This window comes from Mesorhizobium sp. BR1-1-2 (assembly GCF_020165435.1).
Taxonomy (GTDB): Bacteria; Pseudomonadota; Alphaproteobacteria; order Rhizobiales; family Rhizobiaceae; genus Mesorhizobium.
The window spans coordinates 168937-182515 of record NZ_JAIUID010000006.1 but is presented as its reverse complement, the minus strand read 5'-3'; the positions used below and the strand labels follow the sequence as shown (position 1 = coordinate 182515).

At 63.1% G+C, this 13579-nt stretch carries 11 protein-coding genes; 2 read left to right on the top strand and 9 right to left on the bottom strand.

Annotated elements, in window-relative coordinates; genetic code table 11:
* Positions 1-2: 2 nt before the first annotated feature.
* Entirely contained in the window at positions 3-410 is a 408-nt protein-coding gene (locus LB551_RS16175) for an STAS/SEC14 domain-containing protein (RefSeq protein ID WP_224659829.1), read from the top strand.
* On the opposite strand, the gene LB551_RS16170 is transcribed toward LB551_RS16175, so the two are convergent.
* From LB551_RS16170 to LB551_RS16130, 9 genes are all read right to left on the bottom strand, one after another.
* On the bottom strand, positions 403-1530 hold the full coding sequence (locus LB551_RS16170; RefSeq protein WP_224659828.1) for an ATP-dependent RecD-like DNA helicase: 1128 nt from the start codon (positions 1528-1530) through the stop codon (positions 403-405). The genes LB551_RS16175 and LB551_RS16170 overlap by 8 nt on opposite strands.
* A 140-nt stretch (positions 1531-1670) precedes the next feature.
* A complete protein-coding gene (locus LB551_RS16165; RefSeq protein ID WP_224659827.1) occupies positions 1671-2033 on the bottom strand; it encodes a nitrile hydratase accessory protein in 363 nt (120 codons plus the stop codon).
* Positions 2020-2679, bottom strand: a complete 660-nt coding sequence (gene nthB, locus LB551_RS16160) for a nitrile hydratase subunit beta (protein ID WP_224659826.1) — start codon at positions 2677-2679, stop codon at positions 2020-2022. The genes LB551_RS16165 and nthB overlap by 14 nt, the downstream gene beginning before the upstream one ends.
* 14 nt (positions 2680-2693) lie before the next feature.
* Positions 2694-3299 (bottom strand): nitrile hydratase subunit alpha, encoded by a 606-nt coding sequence (gene nthA, locus LB551_RS16155; RefSeq protein WP_224659825.1) that lies wholly within the window; start codon positions 3297-3299, stop codon positions 2694-2696.
* Between the two features lie 75 nt (positions 3300-3374).
* Positions 3375-6536, bottom strand: a complete 3162-nt coding sequence (locus tag LB551_RS16150; protein ID WP_224659824.1) for an efflux RND transporter permease subunit — start codon at positions 6534-6536, stop codon at positions 3375-3377.
* Positions 6533-7819 (bottom strand): efflux RND transporter periplasmic adaptor subunit, encoded by a 1287-nt coding sequence (locus LB551_RS16145; RefSeq protein ID WP_224659823.1) that lies wholly within the window; start codon positions 7817-7819, stop codon positions 6533-6535. The genes LB551_RS16150 and LB551_RS16145 overlap by 4 nt, the downstream gene beginning before the upstream one ends.
* Positions 7820-8034: 215 nt before the next feature.
* Positions 8035-8631, bottom strand: coding sequence for a LysE family translocator (locus tag LB551_RS16140; RefSeq protein ID WP_140553558.1), 597 nt, complete (start codon positions 8629-8631; stop codon positions 8035-8037).
* A 109-nt stretch (positions 8632-8740) separates the two neighbouring features.
* Positions 8741-9313: an acetolactate synthase small subunit gene (gene ilvN / locus LB551_RS16135; protein WP_023676680.1), complete on the bottom strand. Its 573-nt coding sequence runs from the start codon at positions 9311-9313 to the stop codon at positions 8741-8743.
* An 82-nt stretch (positions 9314-9395) separates the two neighbouring features.
* A complete protein-coding gene (locus LB551_RS16130; protein WP_140553557.1) occupies positions 9396-11177 on the bottom strand; it encodes an acetolactate synthase 3 large subunit in 1782 nt (593 codons plus the stop codon).
* A 444-nt stretch (positions 11178-11621) separates the two neighbouring features.
* On the opposite strand from LB551_RS16130, the gene LB551_RS16125 reads away from it, so the two are divergent.
* The gene (locus tag LB551_RS16125; protein WP_224659822.1) at positions 11622-13424 is read left to right on the top strand and encodes an NAD(P)/FAD-dependent oxidoreductase; all 1803 of its coding nucleotides are present in this window, start codon (positions 11622-11624) and stop codon (positions 13422-13424) included.
* The last annotated feature ends 155 nt before the right edge of the window (positions 13425-13579 follow it).

Here is a 13579-nt window from a genome sequence, read left to right as displayed (position 1 = left end):
CCTTGAATTTCCTCGAAGCCGTGCCGGCAATCCGGCGCATCGATACGGACCGTGAGGATCTCTTCGCCATCGATATCGTCGGCCATGTCTCGGCGGCCGACGCGGAAAACCTGTTCGGCCTGCTCGAAGCGGCCTACGCGCTTCACCCGCGAATCGATGTGCTGGTGCGCGTGATCGATCATGACGGCGTCGACTGGAACGACATATCGGACGAGACGCTGAGACAGGGCGCGGTGCAGGCCGTGGAGCATGTCGGCCGTTGTGCCGCGATCGGCGAGCCGGACTGGACGGCGCAAGCGCGAGACTTCCTCCCCACCCCGCCGCCAGTCGAACTCAGGCACTTCAAAGACGAGGACGAGGCCGATGCCTGGCAATGGCTCGGCGCCAGGCATCTGGGCTCCGCTACCTGACGATCGTCAACCGTTCGGCCGCCCGGGTGATCGCGGTGTAAAGCCAGCGCTGGCGCGTCTCCTTGAACGCCCAGCTCTCGTCGAACAGCACGATCTCGTTCCATTGCGAGCCCTGCGCCTTGTGCACGGTCAGCGCATAGCCATAGTCGAAATCGTCGAACCGCTTCTTCTGCTGCCACGGGATATCGGCGTCGGGATCCTCGAAAGCCGCCTTGAGCAGCTTGATCTTGGCGACACCGCGGTCCGGATCATCCTCTTCCGGCGACACCAGGAGGTTGATGCCAGGTTTTACTGTCTCGCGCGACGAGGTCATCACCTTCCACAGCGAGCCGTTGAGCAGGCCCTTGGCCGGGTCGTTGCGCAGGCACACCAGCTTGTCGCCGGCCTGCGGATAGTCGGCATTGAACCCCTTGAGCTCGCGCAGGCGCTGGTTGTAGCGGCGGCGCGTGCGGTTAGTGCCGACCAGCACCTGGTCCGCCCTCAGCACCAGCTCCTGGTTGACGCCTTCCTTGCCGATCACCTGCGCCGTGCCGTAGTCGCCGCGCATGAATTCGCGCCCCTCGCGCACGTCGAGCGCCAGCCGCAGGATAGGATTGTCGCGCGCCTGCCGGTGGATTTCGGTGAGCAGGAAATCCGGCTCGTGGTCGGTGAAGAAGCCGCCGCCCGAGATCGGCGGCAACTGGCCGGGATCGCCCAGCACCAGGATCGGCGTGCCGAAGCTCATCAGGTCCCGGCCAAGCTGCTCGTCCACCATCGAGCATTCATCGATGATGACCAGTTTCGCACGCGAGATCGGGCTCTGCCGGTTGAGCGAAAAGGTCGGCGACATCGACGTCTTGCCGGTCACCTCGTCTTCGACCGATTCCTCGCCCTTGGGCCTGTAGATCAGCGAATGGATGGTGCGGGCATTGACCGCGCCCTTGGAGCGCAGCACCTGTGCTGCCTTGCCGGTGAAGGCGGCGAACTGCACCTGCCCGTCGACATGTTCGGCGAAATAGCGCGCCAGCGTCGTCTTGCCGGTGCCGGCGTAGCCGAACAGCCGGAACAATTGCGGCTTGCCGGCCTTGAGCCAGCGCGCGACCGCTTGCAGCGCCTCGTCCTGTTGGGGTGAAAATTCCATCTGATCGTGTGACCGGATTCGCGAGGGAAAGACAAGATAGCCGCCACCGCCATCGACGCAGCCTGGTGGCGAACTCCCTGCGCTTCAGCCTATCAGGCGAGCACGGGAACGTAAAGGGAACGGGCGCCATGTCCGCACGATCAGATGACGGCGTGCGGATCGTTCTCCAGCAGGATCGGCTTGCCGTGCGGGGTGGCATGCGCTGCGCGCTCCCAGGCCCGCGCCATTGCATCGACATCGGGCTTGGCGGCCAATCCTTTCGACGCCAGCAGCCCTTCCAGCGCCGCCAACCAATGTTCGTAATAGTCATGGCCGTCAGTCGCGACGCCGGGTTTCTTCACTTCGGCCGACAGTGCCTGCGCCCACTCGCTCCACGAAAACAGGCCCTTGTCGTGCAGCGCCACCGTCATCGCGAAGGCTTGGGCCTGCCAAGGCTCGGCGAAGATGGGTGCATCGAGGCCGGCGGGCAAACCGGCAGGCCCGTTCGCCTCAGGCCGGTTCAAGATAGCTCTCCCAGGCATCGATGGACACGGTCAGCGTCGGATCGGCCCCGTCGCCCCAGATCTCGGCCCCGTCGAAGACCACCGTATAGACCCATTGCGGGTTTTCGCCTTGCCCATGCGCGTTCGTGTCGGGGAACACAAAGCCTTCGCGCACCGCTTCAATCCTCCCACGCTTGCCGCGCGCGTAGCGCGGCAGCCTGGTGTGGCCGGTCGGGTTGAAATTCCTGGTTCGTATGCGGTCGCCGGCCTTGAAGCGTGGGGTCGTCCCCACAGGCCTGTTGCACGGAGCGCCCTTAGCCAGCACGGTCGGAACGTCATCGGCCTTCAGCACTCTTTTGGGCGTCGGCGCCGGATCGATCGCCTCGCCTGCCTTGAGGTCACGCTCGCTGACGAAACCATGGCGCTTGAGCAGGGTTTCCAGCGCCTTGATCCATATCTGGTAGTAGCTGGAGGCATAATAGTCGGCCGGATGCAGCGATTCCCGCGCATGCCGGCTCTCATCGATATTCCAGGCACCCATTGCGCCGGCGGTGAGCGTCACGCCGAGCGCCCGCCGCTCCCAGTCGGCATGGAAATACGGCTCGTTCCGTTCCGGCGCCACCGGCCCGAATCCCATTTGTCCGCCGAGGTCCTGCGGCCCGTTCATGCCGGCTCCCCCCTTTATTCCGGTACTTTGGCCAGCGCGGTGCCGATCATGGCATCACGGCTTACCAGTTCGGCCAGCCGCTCCTCGCTCCAGCCCTCGGTTCCTTGCGGCCGCATCGGGACGACGAGATAGCGCAACTCCGCGGTCGAATCCCAGACGCGTATCTTTGTTGAGGCCGGCAGCGTCAGCCCGAATTCCTCAAGCACGCCGCGCGGATCGATGACCGCGCGCGATCGATAGGGCGGCGCCTTGTACCAGACCGGCGGCAGGCCGAGCACCGACCACGGATAGCAGGAGCACAGCGTGCAGACGACGAGATTGTGCGTCTCTCCGGTGTTGAACACCGCCTGCATGTGCTCGCCCTGGCGGCCGGTGTAACCGAGCGATCCGATCGCCGCCGTCGCATCGCGCTTCAGCCACTCGGCAAAAGCGGGATCGCTCCAGGCCTTGGCTACCACCCTCGCGCCGTTGCGCGGACCGATCTTGGTCTCGTAGGTATCGACGGTGACATCGATCGCGGCCGGATCGATCAATCCCTTGCGGGTGAGAATGGTTTCCAGCGCGCGCACGCGGGCGGCAAACGGATCGAGCTCGTTGTCGTGGTCATGATCGTGGGACATGGCGACAAATTATGGCTCTCCTATCCGCCGGCCGCAAGCATGACGGCTTGGGCCAGTGGGTGCAATGCGGATTTCCTACTCCGCAGCCGCCTTCTGCGGCTCGCCCTGCCTCTCGTCATCGCCGTCGAACAGCGAAGGCTGATCCCCCGCTTCGACCAGGTGCAACTCGGCCTTTCGCTTCGGAAATAGCCCCAGCAGCCAACCCGAGAAATTCTCCATGTAGACATAGATCACCGGTGTGACGAACAGGGTCAGAGCCTGCGAGGCGAGCAGGCCGCCAACGACGGCGACGCCCAGCGGCTGGCGCAGCTCCGCGCTGGCGCCCGTGCCGAGCGCGATTGGGAACGTGCCCATCAAGGCGGCCAGCGTCGTCATCATGATCGGCCGGAACCGCATCAGACAGGCCTTGTGGATGGACTCGGTGGCCGACATGCCTTCTCGTCGCAATTCGAGCGCGACGTCGACCATCATGATGCCGTTCTTCTTGACGATGCCGATCAGCATCAGGATGCCGATCACCGCGATGACGGACAGGTCCATGCCGGCGAGGCGCAAGGCGACAACCGCCCCCAGCACAGCCGATGGCAAACCTGTGAGGATCGTGAGCGGATGGATGAAACTCTCATAGAGAATGCCGAGCACGATATAGATGGTCAGGATCGCGCCGCCGATCAGCAGGCCCTGGTTGGCGAGCGAGTCCTGGAAGGTCTTGGCCGTGCCGGCGAAGCTGGTCGAGATCATCTCCGGCATGCCGATCTGCTCTTTGAGCGCGTTGATGCGGCTCACGCTGTCGCCGAGCGCCACGCCTTGCGGCAGATTGTAGGAGATCGTCACGGCCGGAAGCTGGCCGAGCTGGTTGACCGTCAAGGCGCCGGCCGTGCGATCGACCCGGGCGAAGGCGCCAAGCGGAACCAGAGAGCCGCTCGCCGTCCTCATCTGGATGGCCAGCATCCGCTCCGGCGACCACTCGATCTTGGGATCGAGCTCGGTGATGACTTCGTAGCTGTCGGCGGAGCCGAAGATGGTCGAAACCTGGTCGGTGCCGAACCCGCCATACAGCGCCGAGCGCAGCGTGTCGGTGTCGATGCCGAGCTGGGCCGCCTTGTCGCGATCCACCACCAGCGTCGCCTGCAGCGCATTGTTCTGCAGGTCGCTGGTGACGTCGGTGAAGGTCGCATGATCGGCCGCCATCGCGTCATTCAGTTTCTGCGCCCAGATATCTGTCTGGCCGGTGTCGAGGCCCTGAACCACGAGCTGGTAGGCACTGGCAGACGAGCGCGAACCCAGCCTCAAATTCTGCACAGGCTGCATGTAGGTCTCGATGCCCGCCACGCCGGCCAGTTGCTTGCGCAGATCCGCAAGCACCTTCTCGATATTGGGCCGCTGGTCCTTGCCCTTGAGCTGGACGAAAAGCTGCCCCTGGTTGAGCGCATTGTTGCCGCTGCCCGCCGACCACGCCACATGATCGACATAGGGCGAATGCGAGAAGACGCTGGCCACCTGCCCCTGCAGCTTTGCCATGGCGTCGAACGAGATGTCCTGGCGCGCGATGGTCGTCACCGATATCTGGCCGATATCCTCCTGCGGGAAGAAGCCCTTCGGCGAGACCTCGATCAGCCACCCCGACGCCGCGGCGGTGCCTATGAAGACCAGGAACACCAGGAAGGTGTGCCGCAGGCAGAAGCTCAAGACCCGGTCGTAGCCGCGGGTGATGAAATCGCGCCTGTGGCCATCGCCATGCGCCTCCCGGTCGGCCTTGGTCACCGACAGCAGCCGCGAGCACAGCATCGGCGTCAGCGTCAGCGACACGAACATCGACGCCAGGATGGCGACCGTCACCACGACGGCGAACTCGTTGAAGATGCGCCCGATCACGCCGCCCATCAGAAGCACCGGGATGAAGACCGCCACCAGCGAGATCGAGATCGAGATGATGGTGAAGCCGATTTCGCGCGCGCCCTTCAGCGACGCATCGAACGCCGACAATCCGTCCTCCTCCATGTGACGGAAGATGTTTTCCAGCATCACGATGGCATCGTCGACGACGAGGCCGACCGCGAGCGTCAGGCCCATCAGCGAGATGTTGTCGATGGAAAAGCCGAACAGGAACATCGCGCCGAGCGTAGCGATCAGCGAGATCGGCACCGCCACGGCCGGGATGATGGTCGCCGTAACGCGGCGCAGGAACACGAAGATCACCATGACCACCAGCGCGATGGTCAACAGCAGCGTGAACTGCACGTCGTCCACGGCCTGGCGGATCGAGGTCGAGCGGTCGTTGAGCAGCTTGATCTGGGCGGCGGCCGGCATCTGGTCCTGGAAGGACGGCAGCATCGCCTTGACCTTGTCGACGACGTCGACAGTGTTGGCGTCGGGCTGGCGCTGCACCGCCATGATGATCGCGCGCGTGCCGTCATACCAGCTCGCAGTCGTCGTGGTCTGCACCGAATCGACGACGCGTGTCACCTCGCCCAGCCGCACCGGGTGGCCGTTCTTGGTGGCGATGATGAGGTTGGAGAATCCGGCGGCGTCGGTCAGTTGCGTATTGGCCGTGATCGTCAGCTGCTGTTTGTTGTTCTTCAGAACGCCCAGCGGGGTGTTGGAGTTGGCGGATGCGATCGCCGCCTGCAGCTGGTCGATCGAAATGCCGCGCGCGGCAAGCGCGGTCGGATCGATCTGGATGCGGACTGCATATTTCTGCTGGCCGAAGATGGAGACCTGCGCCACGCCGTCGATGGTCGACAGCGACGGCGAGATGACGTTTTCGGCGAAAGCATCGAGATCGGTCAGCGGAACCGTATCGCTGACCAGCGACATCAAAAGGATCGGCGCGTCGGCCGGATTGACCTTGCGGTAGCTCGGCGGCGAGGTCATCTGTGGCGGCAGCGATCTTTGCGTGCGCGCGATAGCAGCCTGCACGTCCGCGGCCGCGGCATCGATGTCGCGGTTGAGCACGAACTGGATGGCGATCGAGGTCTGGCCGAGCGAGTTGGTGGTCGAGATCGAGTCGATGCCGGCAATGGTGGCGAATTGCTTGATCAGCGGCGTCGCCACCGACGTCGCCATCGTTTCCGGCGAGGCTCCGGGCAGCTGAGCCGAGACGTTGACGACAGGGAATTCGGCACTGGGCAGCGCGGCCACCGGGAGGAACTTGTAGGCGAACAGCCCGCCCAGAACGAGGGCGAACGACATCAGGAGGGTGGCGACAGGCCTGCGAATGCAGAACTCGGAGATCATTGGGCGGCCTCGCCGGCCTTGTCGGCTTGCGCAACCTTGGGTGCTGCCTGGTCGCCGGATCTGGCCGATGCCTTGCCTTCGTGCACGGCAGCCCCGTTCTTCAGTCGCGTCTGGCCTTCGATGACAACCTTCTCGCCGCTTTTCAGGCCATCGCTGATGGCGCTGTTCTGACCTTCGGTCAGCGCCACTTGCACCGGCCGCATTTCGACTGTGTTGTCAGGCTTGACCACGTAGACGAACGGCCCCTTCTGGCTGGGTTGCACCGCGACCGTGGGGACGGACGTCATCTGCGGCATGATGCCGGCGTCGAGCACGACATTCACATATTGGCCCGGCCACAGCGACAGATCGGCGTTGGGTATGCTGGCTCGCGTTGCGATGGTGCCGGAAGCGGTATCGACGCTGGAATCCACGAAATCGAGCGTGCCCTTGCCGATCGGTGTCGGGTCGCCGTCCTGGGTCAAGGTCACTGCCCCTTGCTGTGGCTTTGCCAGTGCCTTGTGCAGCAGCGCAAGGTTGCTTTCGGGCAGGTTGAAGTTCACCTGCAGCGGATCCATCTGGGTGATGGTGACGAGCGGGGTCGAGGTGCTGCTGCTGCCATTGCTGGTGGTCACGAGATCGCCCACGGCAACGTTGACCGCGCCAAGCCTGCCGGAAATCGGCGCGGTAATCGTGGCAAAGCCAAGCTGGACATTGTCTGCATCGATTGTCGCCTTGTCGGCATCGACAGTCGCTGCCGCCGCCTTCTGCGTGGCAACGGCCTGGTCGTAGGTCTGCTGCGTACCGGCCTGCTTGGCGACAAGATCCTTGGCGCGCTGAAGATCGGAATTCGAACTGGCAAGCAGCGCCTGATCCTTGGCGAGCGTCGCCTGATCCTTGGCGAGTTGCGCCTTCAAGGCACGGTCATCCAGCGAAAACAGGAGGTCGCCGGTTTTCACCATCTGCCCGTCCTTGACGTCGATCGACACGATCTGGCTGGACACGCGCGCGTTGATGCTGACCACGGCGGGAGAGGAGACGAAGCCGATGGCGTAGCGCCGGACCGGGAAATCGGCCGTCGTTGCCGTGGCCGAGATGATCGAGGCCGAACGGGCGCCAGTGCCGCCAGCCGCCTGCTTGGCCCCTGCCTGCGGATCCTGCCTATCCGGCGCCGGCTTGTCCGACGCGACCTGCTTTGCACCGATGATCTGCCGGGCCCTGCTCAGCGTGTCGGGAGACAGATAGAGCCAGGCCGCGCCTGCGCAGGCGACCGCAAGCAATGAAAGAATGACTTTTCCACGCATCGACAAAAGACCCTCTCCGTCCGACACGCCATAGCCAGGTGGTCGTATTCTAGCTCAAATCACGGCTGCCTGCCGCGATTTCGCTGAATAGATAGGACAGGGCTTTGGCGGAAAAGGGCCAAAACACGGCATTACGAAGATTTAATGTGCACTGCACAATGGATGGGCAGCCCACTATGATCACGTGCAAAAGCCCGATCGCGAACCTCGACAGCTCACCGCAGCATCGGCCAAAGCGTCGCGGCCAGCAACACGCCCATGGCGATGTTGAACCATTTCAGCCGCACTGGATCGGACAGGAAGCCGCGCAGCGCGGTACCGAACCCTGCCCACACCGAGACGCTCGGCAGGTTGACGATGGTGAAGGCAATCGAGATCAGGGCCACCGACAGGAACGGATGCTCGGGGTTGGAGTAGACGGCCATGGCGGTGATTGCCATCACCCAAGCCTTGGCATTGACCCACTGGAACGCCGCCGCCTCGATGAAACGCATCGGACGCGCCTTCGTTTCGCCTTTGCCGCTGAGCGAGCGCGACATGGCGATCTTCCAGGCAAGATAAAGGAGGTAGGCAGCGCCGGCGATCTTGAGCGCGGTGTGGAGCGCCGGGAACGCGGTCAGCACGGCGCCAAGACCCAGGCCGACCGCCAGCAGCAAGACAAGAAAGCCGATGCTGATGCCGAACATATGCGGCACGCTCCTCACCAGGCCGAAATTCACACCTGAGGCGAGCAGCATCAGATTGTTAGGCCCAGGCGTGATCGAGGTCACGAAGGCGTAGACAAGCAAGGCGAGGAATGCGTCGAGCGACATGATATCCTCCCGGATAAGCCAGTATTATTGTCTCTTTCCAACGACCGCACAAAGGCCACCCTCGGCCGGTGGCCGAGCCCTCGTCACGCTGTGGAGAAACTGACCGGTGCTACATCCCCTGCGGGCCACGGTTCATCGCCGCCACGCCGGTGCGGCAGATCTCGACCAGGCCGAGCGGCTTCATGATGGCGATGAACTGGTCGAGCTTGGAGCCCTTGCCGGTGATCTCGAAGATGAAATGCTCGGTGTTGGCGTCGATGACGCTGGCGCGGAAGGCGTCGGCGAGCCGCAGCGCCTCGACGCGGGCCTCGCCGGTGCCGGCGACCTTGACCAGCGCCAGTTCCCGCTCCAGCGGCCGTTCCTGGCCGAATTCCTGCGAGCGCACGGTGAGGTCGACGACGCGGTGGACCGGCACGATGCGCTCGAGCTGGTGCTTGATCTGCTCCAGCACATGCGGCGTGCCGCGCGTTACGATGGTGATGCGCGACAGATGTTTCTCATGCTCTGTTTCCGAGACCGTCAGGCTCTCGATGTTGTAGCCGCGCCCGGAAAACAGGCCGATGACCCGGGCAAGCACGCCCGGCTCGTTGTCGACCAGCACGGAAAGCGTGTGGTTCTCGGGCTTTTCCGTTTCCTTGGCGATGAAATAGGCGGAGCCGGTCGGTTGTAGCTGTGCGTTCATGATGTGAATCTCGACTTCAAACTCTAGGGTCTAATCTCTGTTTACGCACGGCTTCTCGCGACAGCCCTGCCTCTGTCCGCTGCTACACCAGTTCCCTGCCCTTGGCGTCGATGGCGTTGGCCACCGCCTCGTCCGTGGCCTCGTCCGGCAAGAGCATCTCATTGTGCGCCTTGCCCGACGGGATCATCGGGAAGCAGTTGGCGAGCGTCGCCACGCGGCAGTCGAACAGCACCGGTTTCCTGACCGAGATCATCTCCTTGATGGCATCGTCCAGTTCGTCCGGCTTGTCGCAGCGGATGCCGTGGCCGCCATAGGCTTCGGCCAGCTTGACGAAATCGGGCATCGCCTCGGTGTAGGAATGCGACAGCCGGTTGCCGTGCAGCAGCTGCTGCCATTGCCGCACCATGCCCATATACTGGTTGTTGAGAATGAAGATTTTGATCGGCGCGTCGAACTGCACCGCGGCACTCATCTCTTGCATCGTCATCTGCACCGAAGCGTCGCCGGCGATATCGACGACCAGCGCGTTCGGATGAGCGATCTGCACGCCGAGTGCCGCCGGCAGGCCATAACCCATCGTGCCGAGCCCCCCGGACGTCATCCAGCGGTTCGGCTTCTCGAAATGGTAGTGCTGGGCCGCCCACATCTGGTGCTGGCCGACCTCCGTCGTGATGTAGGTGTCCATGTCCTTGGTCAGGGCGTAGAGCCGCTGGATGGCATATTGCGGCATGATCACGTCGTTGTTCATCTTATAGGCGAGCGAGTCGCGCGCGCGCCATTTGGCGATCTGCTCCCACCAGGGATAGAGCGCCTTCTTGTCGGCCTTGGCGGTCGCCCGCCACAGCCGCACGAGATCCTCCAGAACCCGGCCGACATCGCCGATAATGGGCACGTCGGTGTGGACGTTCTTGTTGATCGAGGACGGATCGATGTCGATATGGATCTTCTTCGAGTTCGGCGAGAACGCGTTGAGCCGGCCGGTGATGCGGTCGTCGAAGCGCGCGCCGATGCAGATCATCACGTCGCAGTCATGCATGGCCATGTTGGCTTCGTAGGTGCCGTGCATGCCGAGCATGCCGAGCCAGTTCTTGCCCGATGCCGGATAGGCGCCGAGCCCCATCAGCGTCGAGGTGATCGGGAAGCCGGTGAGGTCGACCAGCTCGCGCAGCAGATGGCTCGCTTCCGGACCGGAGTTGATGACGCCGCCGCCGCTATAGATGATCGGTTTCCTGGCACCGGCCAACAGCTCGACCGCCGCCTTGATCTTCTCCAGATCACCCTGCACCTTCGGCTGATAGCTGGTGCGTGGCGCGGTTTGCGGAGAAACGTAAAAACCCTTGGCGAACTGCACGTCCTTCGGGATATCGACCACGACTGGACCGGGACGGCCGGTGGTGGCGACATGGAAGGCCTCATGGATGGTTGCGGCAAGTTCGTTGACGTCCTTCACCAGCCAATTGTGCTTGGTGCAGGGGCGCGTGATGCCGACCGTGTCGCACTCCTGGAAAGCGTCCGAACCGATCAGCGAGGTCGGCACCTGGCCGGTCAGGCACACCAGCGGGATCGAATCCATCAGCGCGTCCTGCAAAGGCGTCACCGCGTTGGTCGCGCCCGGACCCGATGTCACCAGCATGACGCCTGCCTTGCCGGTCGAGCGCGCATAGCCCTCGGCCGCGTGGCCTGCGCCCTGCTCGTGCCTCACCAGGATGTGCTCGACGTCGTCCTGCTGGAAGATCTCGTCATAAATCGGGAGAACCGCGCCGCCCGGATAACCGAAGACATGCTTGACGCCATTGTCCTTCAGCGCCTGCACCACCATTTCGGCGCCAGTCATTTCGCGCCGCTCGCTCTGTCCGTTGCTCATCGGTTTGGTCCCGTACTGTCCGCCATCTGGCGATTTGCTGGTCGTTTAATCGTGTTTCAGGCAATAAAAAAGGCCCCCGAGGGAGCCTGTGTGTTGCGCATGGGAGGTTTTCGCCCGGCGGTTACACCGCCTTGCCCACGCGCCTTCCTACGAGAATGAGTGCCTTCTTCATGGTGGCGAACCATAAGGGTGAAAGCGGCTGTTCGTCAATGGGGTCGATTCCGCTTTCATGGCGGCTTGCCGGTGCATGGCACGAAGCACGCACACGCCGTCATTTAGACCCGGCTCGACGCCGGGTCGCTGGTCAAGCCCCTGAAAACAAAGCGAACTATTTGGCGACGTGACGCGGCCCATGGTTTGCCGCGATACTGCCCGAGGCCGGACCCCAAGCTCGGCAAAGGCAGCTCGCAACGAGGCCGATCAACAAAAACGCGGAGGAAACTGATGCTCGACAAGGCCCCGAACAGGAAGCTTTCAGACCTTCTAGAACGATTTGGCGCGGCCCTCGCCGCCGGCGACATCGACAAGGCGGTCGAATGCTTCCAGGAAGATTGTTATTGGCGCGACCTCGTCACCTTCACCTGGAACATCAAGACCATGGAAGGCCGCGATCAGGTGCGTGACATGCTGGAAAGCCAGCTGTCGAAGACGAAGCCCTCGCATTTCGCGATCGCCAGGGGCGAGGACGCGACCGAGGCGAACGGGGTGATCGACGGCTGGATCAGCTTCGAGACCGACGTGGCGCGCGGCTTCGGCCATATCAGGTTGAAGGACGGCAAGATCTGGACGCTGCTGACCACAATGGTCGAACTGAAAGGGCATGAAGAGCCGGCCGGCTTCGCCCGGCCGATGGGCGCCAAGCACGGCTCCGGCAAGAACCGCCCGACCTGGAAGGAAGAGCGCGAAAAGGAAGCGGCCGAGCTTGGCTTCAAGACGCAGCCCTATACGGTCATCATCGGCGGCGGCCAGGGCGGCATCGCGCTTGGCGCGCGGCTCCGGCAACTCGGCGTGCCGACGATCATCATCGAGAAGAATGAACGTGCCGGCGACAGCTGGCGCAAGCGCTACAAGTCGCTCTGCCTGCACGATCCGGTCTGGTACGATCATTTGCCCTACATCGATTTTCCCCGGACCTGGCCGGTGTTCTCGCCCAAGGACAAGATCGGCGACTGGCTGGAAATGTACACCAAGGTGATGGAACTGAATTACTGGTCCTCCACCGAGGCCAAGAGCGCTTCCTATGACGAGGAAAAGAAGGAATGGACGGTTGTCGTCCGCCGCGACGGCAAGGACATCACGCTGAAGCCGAAGCAGCTGGTGCTGGCGACCGGCATGTCCGGCCGTCCCAACCTGCCGAAGTTCAAGGGCATGGAGAATTTCAAGGGCGATCAGCACCACTCCTCGAAGCACCCCGGCCCCGACCAATACGCCGGCAAGAAGGTCGTCGTCATCGGCTCGAACAATTCCGCGCACGACATTTGCGCGGCACTGTGGGAAGCCGGCGTCGACGTCACCATGGTGCAGCGGTCGACCACCCACATAGTCAGATCCGACACGCTGATGGATATTGGGCTTGGCGCTCTCTACTCGGAGCAGGCGGTGCAGAACGGTATGACCACCGCCAAGGCCGACCTTATCTTCGCCTCCCTGCCCTACAAGATCCTGCACGAGTTCCAGATTCCGCTTTATGAGAAGATGAAGGAGCGCGACGCGGCATTCTACAAGGGCCTGGAAAAGGCCGGCTTCATGCTCGACTGGGGCGACGACGGCTCCGGCCTGTTCATGAAATATCTCAGGCGTGGCTCCGGCTACTACATCGATATCGGCGCTTCGCAGCTGATCATCGATGGCGCCATCAAACTCAAGAGCGGCGTCGATGTGGCCGAGATCAAAGAACATTCCATCCTGCTCAGCGATGGCACCGAACTGCCGGCGGACGTCATCGTCTACGCCACCGGCTACGGCTCGATGAATGGCTGGGCGGCCGAGTTGATCTCAAAGGAGGTTGCCGACAAGGTCGGCAAATGCTGGGGGCTCGGCTCGAACACCACCAAGGACCCCGGCCCATGGGAAGGTGAGCAGCGCAACATGTGGAAGCCGACGCAGCAGGAGGCGCTCTGGTTCCATGGCGGCAACCTGCACCAATCACGCCATTATTCGCAGTTCCTGTCGCTGCAGTTGAAGGCGAGGCACGAAGGCATTGCGACGCCCGTCTATGGGCTGCAGCAGGTTCACCACAAGGCATAAGCCCGTTGTGGCGGCAAACAGCCGAGGGAGGCGCGGTTTGGACCGCACCTCCCTTTCCCGAGCACATCGGGGCATTTTCTGACCAAGGCACCGATCGCGCGACTGACCGGTGCCGAGCAGGATTTCCGCCAATGGCTGCTGTCGCGCCTCGGCGA